This window comes from Halorientalis sp. LT38, from assembly GCF_037031225.1.
Classification (GTDB): Archaea; Halobacteriota; Halobacteria; order Halobacteriales; family Haloarculaceae; genus Halorientalis; species Halorientalis halophila.
The window spans coordinates 638,223-652,220 of the sequence record NZ_JAYEZN010000001.1; the positions used below are offsets into that span (position 1 = coordinate 638,223).

Consider the following 13,998-nt stretch of genomic DNA (forward strand, 5'->3'; position numbering starts at 1 on the left):
ACGGAGGTCCCCTCGGGGGTTAAAAGCATACAGTCACTTTCTAACCGTGAAAACGGTCCGCTGGCGGCGTGCATCGGTCCGGGTCACTCAGTCGGAGGCCGTCACCCGACCGCTTCCTGTCTCCTCGCGCACGCGCTCGATGGCCTCGCGCACGTCCGCGCCGGCGTCGGCCGCCCGTTCGAGCACCACGTCGGCCATCAGGGGCTCGGTGCCGACCGCCCCGGAGTACCAGATCCGGTGGCCGTCGACCTCGGCGGGGGTCTCCCAGCCCTCGCGGTAGTCGTCGGTCAGGCCCATGTCCTCGGGGATGTCCTCCTGGGTGTGGTAGCCGTCGGCGATGAAGAGCGGCACCACGACCACGTCTTCGCTCTCGAAGAAGTCGGTCACGTCGTCGACCTCCGGGTCCTCGTCCATGTAGAGGGCCTTCACCTCGTCGAAACGGCCCCGCTTTCGGATGTTGTCGGCGTGGTACTCGATGGCCTTCGCGGAGTTCTCGTTGCGCTCGGTGCCGTGGCCGACGACGGCGAGGCCGACGCCCTCGCCCACCTCGGGGTCGCCCGTCACCGACTCGGCGCGCTGGACGATCACGTCGCTCATGGCGTCGTGGGTGCCGACCGGCCCGCAGTAGTGGACGGTCTGGCCCGTGTCCGTCGCGGTCAGCGTGGTGTGGGTCGCGCCGGTGCCGTCGGAGTCCCACTGGTCGACGTCCCACTCGTCGAGGCGGAACTCCCGCGGGATCACCTGTTCGGTGAAGTAGCCCTCGCTGACGAACAGCGGCACGAGGTACACCTCGTCGGCGTCGACGGTCCGGAGGACCTCCCGGAAATGGGGCTCCTCCTTCCAGAAGCTCTCGCGCACCGACTCGAACGCGCCGGACCGGCGGATCGTGTCCGCGTGGTCGAACGTCGGCGTGCTCGACTCCGCGTTGAGGTGCGACCCGTGGGCCGCGATGACCAGCGCTTGCATACCCGCCCGTTGGGCCAGGCGCGGCTTAGGGGTTCGGATGTCCCGCTCGCGGCCGGTTCAGTGGGCCGATACGACGAACGCTGCGGCCGATCATTCCGGGCCGAACGGACACCCCTGCCCCGGATTGTCGAGGAACTCCCGAACCAGCGACTGGTCGAGGTCGTGGTCGCAGGTCCCGCTTACAGCTTTCTTGAACGGACAGTGCTCCGCGCAGTTTGGAATCGTGGTTTCCGGCATGGTGAGTCCGAGTCGGGCGCTCCCCCCGACACGTCCATGAGAACAATCCCCATGGGAATAGCTAAATTGCCACAAAGTTATGGGTGCTTTAATACCCGGTCGAGCCGGGGCGTTTTTACTCGCGCCGGACGCGGGTGGGGTATGTCGCTCGCAGCCGACACCCGCGAGGCCGTCCGCACCCATCCGTTTCTCCACGAGGCGTTGCGGGCGGGCGTCGTCAACTACACCGCCGCCGCGCGCTTTCTCGACCTGGCCGACGAGGAAGCCGTCGTGGCCGCACTCCGCCGCTACGCCGAGGACCTGCCGGACTACGATGCCGCGGGAGCCGACGCCCGGGTGAACATGAAGAGCGGACTCGGAGCGGTCGACGCTGACCAGGAAACCGACGCCATGTTGACGGTCGGCGACACAGCGCTCGTCCCTGATGGTGGAACCCTGACCGGCGTGCTGGCCACCGGGGACGTGGACGCGACGTCGCTGGCACACGTTCTGAATCACCTCCGGGCCGAGGACGTGGCGGTGACGGCCGCCGGCGTCGCCGGTGACGCGCTGCTGGTGGTCGTCGAGCGCCGGGCGGGGGCGGACGCCCTCCGGGCGGTCGAAGCGGCGCTTTCGACCGTCCCGGCGACCGCAGACGGCGAGCGGTGATTTTCCGACGCATTGAAACCGTCCCCCGCGCTCAATTCCGGTAATGACCCTTCGCGTGACGAACACGCTCACCGGCGAGCGCGAGGACTTCGAGCCACGGGACCCCGATTCGGTGTTGCTCTACTACTGCGGGCTGACGACCTCCGATCCGGCCCACCTGGGCCACGCCCGCGGCTGGGTCCACGTCGACGTCATGCACCGGTGGCTCGAACACGTCGGCTACGACGTTCGCCACGTGGAGAACTTCACCGACGTGAACGAGAAGATCGTCGCGCGGGTCGGCGAGGACGGCGAGAGCGAGGCCGACGTCGCCCGCCACTACGTCCGGAGCGTCATCCGTGACATGCGCTCGCTGAACCTCCTGCGCGCCGAGGTCTACCCCCGCGTCACCGAACACGTCCCCCAGATCATCGACCTCGTGGAGACGCTGCTGGAGCGGGGCCACGCCTACGAGGTCGACGGCTCGGTCTACTTCGACGTGACGTCCTTCGAGGACTACGGGAAACTCTCCAATCAGGACCCCGCGGAACTCGACGCGCAGGGCGACCCCGACGAGCGATCCGAGAAGCGCAACCCCGCCGACTTCGCGCTCTGGAAAGCTGGAGGGGTCGACCCCGCGGCCATCGAGGACCACCAGCACGAGGGGGCCGCGCCGCCCGAGGAAGCCTGCGAGACAGCCCAGACCTGGGACTCGCCGTGGGGCGAGGGGCGACCCGGCTGGCACATCGAGTGCTCGGCGATGAGCATGACCCACCTCGACGATAGCATCGACGTCCACGTCGGCGGGCAGGACCTCGTCTTCCCCCACCACGAGAACGAGATCGCACAGAGCGAGGCGGCCACCGGCGAGCAGTTCGCCCGCTACTGGCTGCACGTCGGCCTGCTGGAGACGAGTGAGGAGAAGATGTCCTCCTCGCTGGGCAACTTCTCGACGGTCGCCGAGTTCGTCGGCGAACACGGCCCGAACGTGGCCCGCACCTTCCTGCTCTCGACGGCCTACCACAGCAAGGCCACCTACAGCGCGGAGACGGTCGCCGAGGCCGAGGAACGCTGGGAGCGACTGGAACGAGGGTACCGGCGGGCCGTCGAGGCGGCCGACAGCGTCGACGCCCACACCACAGTGGAGGACGACGCCCTCGGGGAGGCGATCGACGCCGTCCGCGAGGACTTCACCGAAGCGATGAACGACGACTTCAACACGCGGGAGGCGACGACCGCCCTCCTGGAACTCGCCGGGGCGGTCAACCGCCACGTCGACGACCACGACGAGTACGACTATCGCAACCTCCGCCGGGCCGTCGAGACGTTCGAGGACCTCGGCGCGGGCGTCCTCGGCCTCAGTTTCGGCGGCGAGTCCAGCGGGGACGTCCGGGTCGCGCAGGAGCTGGCCGACCTCGTCCTCTCGCTCCGCGAGCAGGAGCGCGAATCGGGGAACTACGACCGCGCCGACGAGTTGCGTGACGAACTCGAGGGACTCGGGGTGACCGTCGAGGACACCGACGACGGGCCAGTCGCCCGGTTCGACTGAGCCGTCGCGGTACAACAATTGAGAATCGGGAGCGGGCCTTTATGAGCGGGCGCGCCCCAGAGCGGGTAGAAGCGATGCACGGAGACGACCGTCCCGCGGCGCTGTGTGTGACGAACGCCAAGGGCGGGACGGGGAAGACCACGGTCGCGATCAACGTCGCGGGGGCGCTCAACCAGCGGGACCGGGACGTGCTGTTCGTCGACCTCGACCCGCAGGGCAACGCCACGGAGGGGCTGGGCCTGGTCGAGGCCTACGACGCAGCGCCGCCGACGCTGTTCGACGTGCTGACCGACCCGGAGCAGCGTTCTGCGGTCCGCGACCTGATCGTCGAGCACGACGAGATGGACGTCCTGCCGAGCAACGTCGACATGCTCCAGGCCGAACACGAACTCACCCTGGCGAGCGTGATGGCGACGCTCGAGGCCGACCCGTCGCTGTCGATGGATCCGTCGGCGCTGACGCCGCTGACGATCAACGCGTCACCGGAAACCCTCACCGGGCCCCACGCCCTGGGCGGGCTGGAGGCAGTGCTCGACGAACTCACCGGCTACGACTACGTCGTGGTCGACTCGCCGCCCTTCTACGGTCAGTTGACCGACACCGCCATCTACGCGACCGGCGCGGTCCTGATCCCGGCCCTGACGGAGGCGACCTCCGAGCGGGCGATCGAACTCCTGTTCGACCAGATCGCCGCGCTGGAGGAGCGCACCGATCGGACGGTCCGCGAGGTGGGCGTCGTCGCCAACCGGGTCGAATCGACCAACGAAGACGAGGAGATGCTCGAGTGGCTCGGCGCCGTGTTCGACGACGTGCCGGTCTGGGCGGTTCGCAAGCGGGTCGCGCTCCAGCGGGCCTTCTCCGCCGGCCAGTCACTCTTCGCCTACGATCCGACGGTGGACGTGGCAGACGTGTTCCTGGAGGTCGCGACGGAACTGGACCGACAGTTCGGCTTCGCCGAGGAGATCACACGATGACCGAGGACAACGAACGGATGGAACGGGCGAACCGCATCCGCGAGATGCGGGAAGGGCGACGAACGAACGACGAGGGGGACGACCCCGACACCTCCGCCGACGGTGGCGAGGCCGAGGTGAAACCCCCCGAAGCGGAGGCGGAGGAGCCTGCGGAGGCTGACGACCCCGAGGCCGAAGACGAGTCGGGATCGCCGACCATCGACGAGACGGTCGACCCGACGGACGATCCGGAACCGGCCGACGCGAGCGGCGCCGACGAGTCCGGCGCAGCCGACACCGGGGACGAGCCGAGCGGGTTCGAATTCGAGGGGACCGACGAAGGGGAATCCGGCGCCAGCGAGTCGGAGCCCGACACCGGCGAGCGAGAGGGCGACGACGAGGACGAGACCGACGCGCCGGCCGGTGGGCAGTCGGACGGGGAGTCCGACGAACGGACGACGCCCCAGTCCGGCGTCGCCGAGTCGGTGTCGTCGGCGGACGCGGCTGCGGCCGTCGACTCGCTGTCTAACGGCGGTACGTTCGCTATCCCGGACCAGGCGACGACGGTCGCGAAGGACGACGACCAGTCGATGCTGAACGCGGAGGGGACGGTCGCCGCCGCGCGGGCGGCCGCCGCGGGCAGACACGCGGCCCACGCGAGCGATCACACGCGCGTCCTCGAGTTCGAACTCGGCGAGGAGCGGTTCTGTCTCGACATCGAGTACATCGAGGAGATCGTCGAACTGGAGAACATGACCCGCGTGCCGAACTCGCCGTCGCACGTCGAGGGGGTCGTCGACCTCCGCGGGCAGGTGACGGCGATCATCAACCCCAAGGACGCCCTCGCGGTCGCCGACGAGGGCCGGGGCAACCTCATCGTGGTCTTCGACTCGGAGGAGATGGACGAACAGGGCCACCTCGGCTGGGTCGTCGACGAGGTCCGGCAGGTGACGCCCATCACCGACGACGAGGTCAACGAGTCACCCGACGAGGACGACGAACACATCAACGGCATCATCAACCGCGAGGACGAGGACGACTTCATCGTCTGGACCACCCCCGACCTCGCGCTGAACTCCTCGTCCTGACGCTCAGTCCTCGGATTCCTCGTCGCCGTCTCCGATCTCGACGTCCAGCGGCGCCTCGTTCTCGACGGGGACGTCGTCGGTCGGGTCCCCGTCGCCGCCCGCCAGTTCCAGTTCCTCGCGAACCAGGTCGACGGCCGCCCGGACCGACCCGACACCGGTGAGGTAGCCGGCGCCGACGGTGGTCTTCAGTGCGGTCGCCGCCGCGCCGGTGAGGACCGCCCCGCCGACCTGTGCGACCGCGCCGTCACCGACGCTGACGAGCCACCCCGGCGAGTCGAACCGGAAGGGGTCGAGGCGGGGCTCGAAGCCCCCGCGAGCGCTCTCGTCCAGTCGGTGTTCGACGAGGCGCTCGACGTTCGTCGCGGCGACGCGCCCCTCCCGGACGGCCGCCTGTGCGCTCGCGGGTACGGCCGCACCGTCGGCGTCGACGACCTGCCCGGCGTCGCCGACGACGAACGTGTCGCCCGCCAGCCGGAGCCGGCTCTGGATCCGCGGCCGCTCGCCTTCGAGCGCGTCCGGGCCACGGATCCCGCCGGTCCACACGAACGCGTCGTAGCCGAGTTCGGTCCCGTCTTCGAGTTCGATCGCCGCCTCGTCCGCGCCGGCGACGGTCGCGTCCGTCCGGATCTCGACGTCGCGGGCGCGGAGTTCGTCGCGCACGGCGCGCTGGAAGTTGGCAGGGAAGTTCGGCGCGACGCTGTCTTGCTGTTCGAGCAGCGTGATCCGCGTCTCGTCGCCCACGCCCTCCTCGTCGGCCAGCGCGGCGAGTTCCCCCGCGACCTGGATCCCGGATAACCCGGCGCCGCCGACGACCAGTCGGGCAGCACCCGCGTCGAACGCGTCGAGCACCGCCGATCGGATCCGTTCGGCGTCGTCGAGTCGCTTCAGCGGGATCCCGTGCTCCTCGACGCCCGGCAGGTCGTAGAAGGCGGTCGCCGCGCCGAGACAGACCGCACCCACGTCGTAGTCGAGCGTCTCGCCGCCGTCCAGCGTCGCGACCCCCACGTCGGGGTCGACGTCGACCACGCTGGCCTCTCGAACGTCGGCACGCTCGAAGCACTCCGACAGGGGGACCGTAATCGCGTCGGCCAGACCCGGCCGCCGGATCGCGCGGTGGAGTTCGTGCTGGACCAGGTGCGACGTCGACTCGTCGACGACGACCAGGTCGACCTGGGGCGGGAGCCGCCGCTCCAGCCGTCGCGCGAGCGTCAGGCCGGCGTACCCGGCCCCGAAAACTGCGACTTTCATCGACGGCCCGTTGGTTCGCCGAGGGGTAAAGGCCTCCGACCGTCAGAACAGGGCCTCGCTCGAATCGAGGACCTTCGAGGGACCGCCGACTTCCCAGACCCGCGTGTCGACGCCGCAGTCAGCGACCGCGCCCTCGACGCGATCGAGGGCGTCGGCCGTCGTGTTGACGTAGACGCTCGCGCCGGTGTCGACGGAGAAGTAGACCGGCACGCCCTCCTCGCGGAGTTGCCGGACCGCGTTGAACACCTCGATCGTTCGCGGCTGCCAGTAGACCCACCCGGCCGGGCCGGTCATCGTCGTCGCGGCCAGCGACAGCGAGTCGTGCTCGGCCAGCTCGAAGGTCCGGTCGAAGTCCCCCGCCCGGAGCGCGTCGCGCATCTCGGCGATCTGGCCGTGAATGTGGGCCATCCGTGCCTCGAACATGTGGCTGTCTGCGGCCTCGCGGTGGGCCTCCTCGGTCTCCTTGTATGCCGGCACCTCCGCGCCGACGATCCGCAACTCGTCTTCGAGGTCGGTCTCGATACGTTCCGAGCGACAGTCGTGATCGTTCAGCCCTGTGTGAAGGTGTGAGAACGCCCCCGTCACCGCCCGGGCCGCGGAGGAGGAGCCCCGTCGCGCGACCGTCGAGATTTCCGGCAGCGTCATGTCGAGGTCGGTCGCGGCGACCAGCGCCCGCGCGGCGGCGGCGAAGCCCGACGACGACGAGCCGAAGCCGATGTTCGTCGGGAAGTCGTTCTCCGACTCGAACCGCACGGGATGCTCGATGTCCGCCAGCTCGCGGACGTGATCGACGACTTTCTCGATGCGTTCCCGGCCTCGTCCGTCGACTTCTTCGCCGTCGATCAGGAAGACGTCCTCGCTCGCGTCGGGTTCGAATTCGACCGTCGTCTTCGTGTGACTCGGCGCCGTGCAGACGCTGATCGAGTCGTGATAGGGGAGGCGCAACTCTTCGTCGCGCATCCCGTGGTACTTCACCAACCCCTGAATCGGATGAGCCGTCGCCGTCGCTTTCATACCCTCCGATTAGCGTACCCCAACTTATTATAACCGGACTGGCACTCGTCTCGAATGAACCGCCCTCGGTACGAGCACTCGAATCCTACAACCGCACCGGCACGCCGCGTTCGTCCAGATATTCCTTGGTCTCCTGGATCGAGTACTCGCCGAAGTGGAAGATAGAGGCCGCGAGGCCGGCGTCCGCGCCGGCGTCGGTGAACACCTCGTACATGTCCTCGGGGCCGCCACAGCCAGAGGAGGCGATGACCGGCGTCGAGACGGCGTCGCAGACGGCCTTCGTCAGCGGAATGTCGTAGCCCTCCTTGGTCCCGTCGGCGTCGATGGAGTTGACGAAGAGTTCGCCCGCGCCGCGTTCCTCGGCCTCGGCGGCCCAGGAGATTACGTCGGTGCCGGTCCCCTCGCGGCCGCCCTTGACCGTGCACTCGAACCAGCAGGACTCGCCGTCGACCTCGACGTAGTGGTCCCCCTGTTCGTCGAAGCGGCGACGGGCGTCGACGCTGATGACGATGCACTGGTTGCCGAAGGCTTTCGCCCCCTCGGTGATGAGTTCCGGGCGCTGCAGCGCGCCGGTGTTGATCGAAACCTTGTCCGCGCCGGCCCGCAGGGTCTCCTTGACGTCCTCCCGGGTGCGGATGCCGCCGCCGACGGTCAGGGGGATGAACACCTCGTCGGCGATGGACTCGACGACGTCGAGCATTGTCTCTCGACCTTCCGCGGAGGCGGTGATGTCCAGAAAGACGAACTCGTCGGCTCCGGCCTCGTTGTACTTTTTGGCCATCTCGACCGGGTCGCCGGTGTACTCCAGGTCCTCGAAGTTGACCCCCGTGTAGACGGCCGCGTTCCCGTCCTCGTCGAGATCGACGTCGATGCACGGGATGATCCGTTTGGTGAGCATCTGGTAGGTGCGAATTCGACCGTCGCGGCTTTGACGGTTTCGCTCGGGCTTTCGATACACCGAAGTGACCCGACTGCCAACGTCGGCGTATGAGCGACGATCACGACGAGACGAGTCAGGAATACGATCCGGCGAGTCCGGAGATTCCGGACGGCCAGCCGCCGCTTCGCAGCACCGCACCCCAGAGCGAGTTCACGACGAGCCAGGTCGGCTTCGGCGTCGTCGTCCTCCTGATCGGGCTGGCCGTCACGTTCGGCATCCCGTTCCTGCTCTGAATCGGCTCCCGGTTCACCGGTTGGTTTTTTGATCGGTTCGGCAGTACATCGCGTATGGAGAAGGTGAACGAGGGCGACCTGGACTGGCAGACGTACGACCGCGAGTCGGCCACCTTCCGCCGGAAGGAGCTCGGCGCGGCCGTCGACGCCGACGACCTCGGCTGTAGTCTCTACGAACTCCCGGCCGGCGAGCGCTCCTGGCCGTACCACTACCACACGGCGAACGAGGAGGCCGTCTACGTCCTCGCCGGCGCCGGGCAGTTGCGGGCGTCGGACGGAACCCACGACCTCCGGGCCGGCGACTTCGTGACGCTCCCGGCCGACGAGTCGGGCGGCCACCGCATCGTCAACGACGGGGACGAGCCGCTGCGCTACCTGATGGTCTCCACCATGACCGAACCCGACGTGACCATCTATCCGGAGATGGGGAAGTTCGGCGTCTACGTCGGCTCACCGCCGGGCGGACGGGAGGAACGGGCCTTCGAGGGGTACTACTCGATGCAGGACGAGGTCGAGTACTGGCCGGCCGACGAAGACGGGGACTGAGCTACTCCAGTTCGCGCTCGATGACCGAGCGCAGATCTCGGATCACGTCCACCCCGTAGTGGAGCGTCTCGTCGTTGGCCGTCAGCGAGAGGGCGCCGGAGTCGTCGGCGGACCCGATCCGTTCGACCGGCGCGATTCCGTCGAAGGCCGCCGCGACGGCGTCGGCGTCGGTCGTCTCGATCACGACGCGCCCGGGCTGTTCGTGAAAGAGCAGTTCGGCGGCCGAAGCGTCCCCCTCGAGGGCCACGTCCGCGCCTGCCTCGTCGGTCACCATCTCCGCGATGGTCACGGCGAGGCCACCGTGGCTGGCGTCGTGGACGGCCAGCGTCGCCTCGTCGTCGGCGACGGCCGCGAGCGTCTCGAGGAACGCGGGACGGTCGTCGGGCAGCGTCGGGAACCGGTCGCTCCCGCCGGCCTGCGCGAGGTACTCGGAGCCGCCGAGACGGGGGTCCGCCTCCCCGGCCAGCGCCCGGTCGTTGACCACGAGCAGGTCGCCCGCCCCGGCCAACTCGGCGGGCGGGGCGTCGTACCCGTCCTTGGTCCCGACCAGCGCCAGCGTCGGCGTCGGCGGGATCGGGCCCGCCGCCGAGTCGTTGTACAGCGAGACGTTGCCGCCGACGACTGGCACGTCGAGTTCGGCGCACATGTCCGCCAGCCCGTCGACGATTCCCTCGAAGCCGCCGTAGACCTCCGGTTTCTCGGGGTTCCCGCCGTTCAGGCAGTCGACGGCCGCGAGCGGGGTCGCCCCCTTGGCGGCGACGTTCGTGGCGTTCTCAAGCGCGACCGCCCGGGCGCCGTCGTAGGGGGCGACGTCCGTCCAGTTGGGGTCCGCGCCCGCGGAGTAGGCCAGGCCCGTCCCGTTTTCGCGGATCGCCAGGATCGCCGCGTCGTCGCCCGGCGGCGTCGCGGTCCGGACCTGCACCTCGTGGTCGTACTGCCGGTAGACCCAGCGCTTCGAGGCCGTATTCGATGCGCCGACGACCGCCTCGAAGGCCTCGTCCAGTTCGATCTCGGGGAGGTCCCGGTCGGGCTGGGTCGGCTCCACCGAGTCGAGGTCGTTGAACGGCGCACCGTCGCCGAGGAACTCCGCAGGAGCGTCGACGACGGTCTCGCCCTCGAACTCGCAGACGTAGTTCCCGTCGGTCACCTCGCCGATGACCGAACAGCCCAGGTCGTAGCGCTCGGCGATTTCCGCCACCCGATCCACGTTCTCGGGAGCGACCTCGTAGGCCATCCGCTCCTGGGATTCGGCGAGCAGGATCTCCAGCGCGTTCATGTTCGGCTCGCGCTGGTGGACCCGTTCGAGTTCGATGTGGGCACCCAGACCGCCTTTGGCGACGAGTTCGCTCGTCGCGCCGCCCAGCCCCGCCGCGCCGAGGTCGCGGGCCGACTCGATCAGCCCCTCGTCGAGTAAGGCCTCGTTGGCCTCGATCAGCAGTTTCTCGGTGTACGGGTCGCCGACCTGGACCGCCGGCCGGTCCTCGGTCTCGGCGTCCTCCGCGAGGTCCTCGCTGGCGAAAGAGGCGCCGCCCAGGCCGTCCCGGCCCGTTGCGTTGCCGACGAGGACGAGTTTGTTCCCCGGCTCCTGGGCCTCGGCGGTCACCAGCCGGTCGGGGTCGTCGATCAGGCCGATACAGGAGACGTTGACGAGCGGGTTCCCCTCGTAGTCGTCGTGGAAGGCGACGCTGCCCGTCACCGTGGGGACGCCGATACAGTTGCCATAGTGGGAGATGCCCTCGACGACCCCCTCGAAGAGATAGCGGGAGTGCTCGCGGTCGAAGCCGCCGAAGTAGAGGGAATCGGCGAGCGCGATTGGGTAGGCGCCCATCGACAGCGTGTCGCGGACGATGCCGCCGACGCCGGTCGCCGCGCCGTCGAACGGGTCGACGTAGGAGGGGTGGTTGTGGCTCTCGATCCCCAGCGTGATGTAGACCTCCGAATCGCCCTCGCCTCCCGGGAGGGCGACGACGGCTGCGTCGTCACCGGGGCCGACGACGACCTGTTCGCCCTCGGAGTCGAATGCCGAGAGCAGCGGTCGCGAGGACCGGTACGCGCAGTGTTCGCTCCAGAGGTTCTCGAAGAGCGCGGCCTCGGCCGGGGTCGGCTCGCGGCCGAGTTCCGCGGTGACGAGATCGCGGTCCTGATCGGACAGACTCATTGGGCGCAGGTAGCCACAGGCCGGCTAAATCGCTTTCCATGTCGCGCGTGCGAAGCAAAAAGAGCGGACGAATGGCCGCTGCGTCAGTCGTCGGTTGCGTCGTCAGCGGTCGACGGCTCGCTGCCGTCGGATCGAAGATCCGACGAGGTCCCACTCGCGTCGCTCGCGGAACCACCGTCGGTAGCGACCTCGGCCTCCTCGTCGCCGCCGTCGGATCGAAGATCCGACGAGGTCCCGCTCTCTTCGCTCTCGGGACCGCCGTCGGTCGCGATGTCGGTGTCCAGACGGTTCTGGTGCCAGATGAACTCCCGACCGTACAGCCCGGGAGCCTTCTCCTTGAGGTTCCACGGGTCCGCACCGACGCGGGGACCCTCGAGCCAGGACTGGACGAGGTTCCAGACGAAGATGATCTGGCCGACCAGCAGGATGAAGGCGCCGAGCGACGCCAGCTGGTGGAAGGTCGTCACCTGTGCGAGCGGGGCCAGCGCGCCGTCGAACTCGTAGGTCGCGTACCGGCGCGGCATGCCGAGATAGCCCAGCGCCAGCATGGCGAAGAAGGTCAGGTTGGTGCCGATCATCGACAGCCAGAAGTGCCACTTCGCCAGCGTCCGCTGGTACATCCGGCCGGTGAAGATCGGGAACCAGTAGTAGATCCCCGCGAACACCGCGAAGCCGATGGCGCCCATGACGATGTAGTGGAAGTGCCCGACCACGTAGTAGGTGTCGTGCAGCACCATGTCGACCGGGATCGACGCGAGGAAGACGCCGGTGACGCCGCCCAGAATGAAGTTCGAGACGAACCCGATACAGAACAGCATCGGGGCCGTCATGCGGAGCTTCCCGTTCCACATCGTCGTGATCCAGTTGAACGTCTTCACCGCGCTCGGTATCGCGATTGCCAGCGAGACCGCCATGAAACTGGCGCGCAGTCGCGGGTCCATGCCGGTCGTGAACATGTGGTGGGCCCAGACGCCGAAGGAGAGGACCCCGATGGCAAGCGTGGAGTAGACGACGAACTTGAACCCGAACAGCTTCCGGCCCGCGAAGCGGGGCAGGATGTAGCTCACGAGTCCCATCGGCGGGAGCACGAGGATGTACACCTCTGGGTGGCCGAAGAACCAGAACAGGTGTTGCCACAGCATCGTCCCACCGCCCTCGACGGCGAAGAACGTCGTGGAGAAGTTCCGGTCCAGCAGGAGCATGATGAGCGCGCTGCCCAGAAGCGGGAAGGCAAAGAGGATCAGCGCCGACTGGGTGAGGACCGTCCACGAGAAGATGTCGAGGTTGGCCCAGTTGACGTCCTCACCCCGCTCGGTGAAGATGGTCGCGATGAAGTTGATCGCCCCCATCGTCGCCGAGACCCCGGTCAGGTGCAGGCCGAGAATCATCAGGTCCGCGCCGAGCTGGGTCTGTTCGACCGACAGCGGCGGGTACATGACCCAGGAGGTCTGGGAGGCCACGATCCCGGGGATGAAGAAGCCGCCCCAGATCAACAGTGCACCGGGCGGGAGCAGCCAGAACGCGATGGCGTTGATCCGCGGGAACGCCATGTCGTCGGCCCCGATCAGCAGCGGGATGAAGTAGTTCGAGAACGCCGCGATGATGGGCGTCCCGAACAGGAACAGCATCGTGATCCCGTGGCTGGTCAGGATGGCGTTGTAGAAGCTGTTCTCGAAGGCGACCCCGCCGGGGGTGACCAGTTGCAGTCGGATCAGGAACGCGAAGATGCCGCCGACCGCGAACGCGAGCACCCCGTAGGTGCCGTAGAGCATCCCGATGTCCTTGTGATCGACGGTGGTGAGCCACCGGACGATTCCGCCGGGCTTCTCGTCGTGCCCGTACCCTGCCTCTTCACCGATGGCGCCGCCACCGGCGAGCGGTGTGTACGAGCGCCAGTCCTCGACCCGCGTGAGCAGCGCGACGACGGCGACGAGGAATACGCCCATCAGCACCGTTAGTGCGAGCTGTTCTGCAGCCATTGATACTCGACGTTCGGGACTGGGGGCTAAAGAAAGATTCCCTTTGAATGCCGTGGCGAACGTGTTCGTCGGGGGACGGCGGGTCGGCGTCGCAGCCGAGTGGCTACCAGTCGTTGCTATCGAGCAGATAAATTGCAGTCGGCCCGCGAGCGCGGATCAGGCGTGTTCTTCGTCGCCTTCCATCTCCGCCTCGGCCTCCGAGATGGCCTTGCCGGAGTAGTAAGTCAGGATCGCCAGCAGGATGAAGGCGAGGCCGACGATGCCGAACTGGATCGTCGAGATGACGTTGTTCCAGCCCCAGGGGTTGGCCACCCCGAAGACGATGATGAAAAACAGCAGGATACCGAGGGGGATCATGTTGACCGTGAGGTCGAGGATCGTTTCGCGGTCGAACGTACTCGGGAGCATACCCGGTCGTTTGTGGACGGTGATAAATAGGTTGTCGGAATCGAAGCGGTAC

Annotated in this window: 14 protein-coding genes; 6 read left to right on the forward strand and 8 right to left on the reverse strand. The window is 68.0% G+C overall.

The window, feature by feature from the left end; translation table 11 throughout:
- Positions 1-87: 87 nt before the first annotated feature.
- Complete coding sequence (locus tag U5918_RS03395; protein WP_335999451.1) at positions 88-966, reverse strand: CbiX/SirB N-terminal domain-containing protein; 879 nt, start codon at positions 964-966, stop codon at positions 88-90.
- A 90-nt stretch (positions 967-1,056) separates the two neighbouring features.
- A complete protein-coding gene (locus tag U5918_RS03400; protein WP_335999452.1) occupies positions 1,057-1,203 on the reverse strand; it encodes a hypothetical protein in 147 nt (48 codons plus the stop codon).
- Positions 1,204-1,344: 141 nt separating this feature from the next.
- Between U5918_RS03400 and U5918_RS03405 the strand changes: the two genes are divergently transcribed.
- The 4 genes from U5918_RS03405 (at position 1,345) to U5918_RS03420 (ending at position 5,420) form a co-directional block, all read left to right on the forward strand.
- Positions 1,345-1,851, forward strand: coding sequence for a DUF7523 family protein (locus U5918_RS03405; RefSeq protein WP_335999454.1), 507 nt, complete (start codon positions 1,345-1,347; stop codon positions 1,849-1,851).
- 43 nt (positions 1,852-1,894) lie between these two features.
- Positions 1,895-3,379, forward strand: coding sequence for a cysteine--tRNA ligase (gene cysS, locus U5918_RS03410; RefSeq protein ID WP_335999456.1), 1,485 nt, complete (start codon positions 1,895-1,897; stop codon positions 3,377-3,379).
- Between the two features lie 74 nt (positions 3,380-3,453).
- Positions 3,454-4,353 carry a ParA family protein gene (locus U5918_RS03415; protein ID WP_335999458.1) on the forward strand — a complete coding sequence of 300 codons (900 nt, stop codon included), beginning with the start codon at positions 3,454-3,456 and terminating at the stop codon, positions 4,351-4,353.
- Positions 4,350-5,420 (forward strand): chemotaxis protein CheW, encoded by a 1,071-nt coding sequence (locus U5918_RS03420; RefSeq protein WP_335999459.1) that lies wholly within the window; start codon positions 4,350-4,352, stop codon positions 5,418-5,420. Before U5918_RS03415 ends, U5918_RS03420 begins: the two co-directional genes overlap by 4 nt.
- A gap of 3 nt (positions 5,421-5,423) precedes the next feature.
- On the opposite strand, the gene U5918_RS03425 is transcribed toward U5918_RS03420, so the two are convergent.
- The 3 genes from U5918_RS03425 to hisF form a co-directional block, all read right to left on the reverse strand.
- On the reverse strand, positions 5,424-6,668 hold the full coding sequence (locus tag U5918_RS03425; RefSeq protein ID WP_335999460.1) for an NAD(P)/FAD-dependent oxidoreductase: 1,245 nt from the start codon (positions 6,666-6,668) through the stop codon (positions 5,424-5,426).
- Between the two features lie 42 nt (positions 6,669-6,710).
- Positions 6,711-7,682, reverse strand: coding sequence for a phosphomevalonate decarboxylase MvaD (gene mvaD / locus U5918_RS03430; RefSeq protein WP_335999461.1), 972 nt, complete (start codon positions 7,680-7,682; stop codon positions 6,711-6,713).
- Positions 7,683-7,767: 85 nt separating this feature from the next.
- Entirely contained in the window at positions 7,768-8,580 is an 813-nt protein-coding gene (hisF, locus tag U5918_RS03435; RefSeq protein WP_335999462.1) for an imidazole glycerol phosphate synthase subunit HisF, read from the reverse strand.
- A gap of 89 nt (positions 8,581-8,669) precedes the next feature.
- Between hisF and U5918_RS03440 the strand changes: the two genes are divergently transcribed.
- Together U5918_RS03440 and U5918_RS03445 are read left to right on the forward strand one after the other, a co-directional pair.
- Positions 8,670-8,855 carry a DUF7550 family protein gene (locus U5918_RS03440; protein WP_335999464.1) on the forward strand — a complete coding sequence of 62 codons (186 nt, stop codon included), beginning with the start codon at positions 8,670-8,672 and terminating at the stop codon, positions 8,853-8,855.
- Between the two features lie 54 nt (positions 8,856-8,909).
- Entirely contained in the window at positions 8,910-9,401 is a 492-nt protein-coding gene (locus tag U5918_RS03445) for a cupin domain-containing protein (protein ID WP_335999466.1), read from the forward strand.
- A gap of 1 nt (position 9,402) precedes the next feature.
- On the opposite strand, the gene purL is transcribed toward U5918_RS03445, so the two are convergent.
- The 3 genes from purL to U5918_RS03460 all read right to left on the reverse strand — a co-directional run bounded on the left by purL (position 9,403) and on the right by U5918_RS03460 (position 13,946).
- Entirely contained in the window at positions 9,403-11,559 is a 2,157-nt protein-coding gene (purL, locus tag U5918_RS03450) for a phosphoribosylformylglycinamidine synthase subunit PurL (protein ID WP_335999468.1), read from the reverse strand.
- Positions 11,560-11,642: 83 nt separating this feature from the next.
- Positions 11,643-13,538: a cytochrome c oxidase subunit I gene (locus U5918_RS03455; protein ID WP_335999469.1), complete on the reverse strand. Its 1,896-nt coding sequence runs from the start codon at positions 13,536-13,538 to the stop codon at positions 11,643-11,645.
- Between the two features lie 156 nt (positions 13,539-13,694).
- Complete coding sequence (locus U5918_RS03460) at positions 13,695-13,946, reverse strand: DUF6684 family protein (RefSeq protein WP_335999470.1); 252 nt, start codon at positions 13,944-13,946, stop codon at positions 13,695-13,697.
- Positions 13,947-13,998: the final 52 nt, after the last annotated feature.

What these genes read in the sequence shown, in the direction of transcription:
- U5918_RS03400 (WP_335999452.1), bottom strand. Translation starts at nt 1,203, where the DNA reads ATGCCGGAAACCACGATTCCAAACTGCGCGGAGCACTGTCCGTTCAAG.
- purL (WP_335999468.1), bottom strand. Translation starts at nt 11,559, where the DNA reads ATGAGTCTGTCCGATCAGGACCGCGATCTCGTCACCGCGGAACTCGGC.
- U5918_RS03445 (WP_335999466.1), top strand. Translation starts at nt 8,910, where the DNA reads ATGGAGAAGGTGAACGAGGGCGACCTGGACTGGCAGACGTACGACCGC.
- U5918_RS03425 (WP_335999460.1), bottom strand. Translation starts at nt 6,668, where the DNA reads ATGAAAGTCGCAGTTTTCGGGGCCGGGTACGCCGGCCTGACGCTCGCG.
- U5918_RS03440 (WP_335999464.1), top strand. Translation starts at nt 8,670, where the DNA reads ATGAGCGACGATCACGACGAGACGAGTCAGGAATACGATCCGGCGAGT.
- U5918_RS03455 (WP_335999469.1), bottom strand. Translation starts at nt 13,538, where the DNA reads ATGGCTGCAGAACAGCTCGCACTAACGGTGCTGATGGGCGTATTCCTC.
- mvaD (WP_335999461.1), bottom strand. Translation starts at nt 7,682, where the DNA reads ATGAAAGCGACGGCGACGGCTCATCCGATTCAGGGGTTGGTGAAGTAC.
- U5918_RS03460 (WP_335999470.1), bottom strand. Translation starts at nt 13,946, where the DNA reads ATGCTCCCGAGTACGTTCGACCGCGAAACGATCCTCGACCTCACGGTC.
- U5918_RS03395 (WP_335999451.1), bottom strand. Translation starts at nt 966, where the DNA reads ATGCAAGCGCTGGTCATCGCGGCCCACGGGTCGCACCTCAACGCGGAG.
- U5918_RS03405 (WP_335999454.1), top strand. Translation starts at nt 1,345, where the DNA reads ATGTCGCTCGCAGCCGACACCCGCGAGGCCGTCCGCACCCATCCGTTT.
- cysS (WP_335999456.1), top strand. Translation starts at nt 1,895, where the DNA reads ATGACCCTTCGCGTGACGAACACGCTCACCGGCGAGCGCGAGGACTTC.
- U5918_RS03420 (WP_335999459.1), top strand. Translation starts at nt 4,350, where the DNA reads ATGACCGAGGACAACGAACGGATGGAACGGGCGAACCGCATCCGCGAG.
- U5918_RS03415 (WP_335999458.1), top strand. Translation starts at nt 3,454, where the DNA reads ATGCACGGAGACGACCGTCCCGCGGCGCTGTGTGTGACGAACGCCAAG.
- hisF (WP_335999462.1), bottom strand. Translation starts at nt 8,580, where the DNA reads ATGCTCACCAAACGGATCATCCCGTGCATCGACGTCGATCTCGACGAG.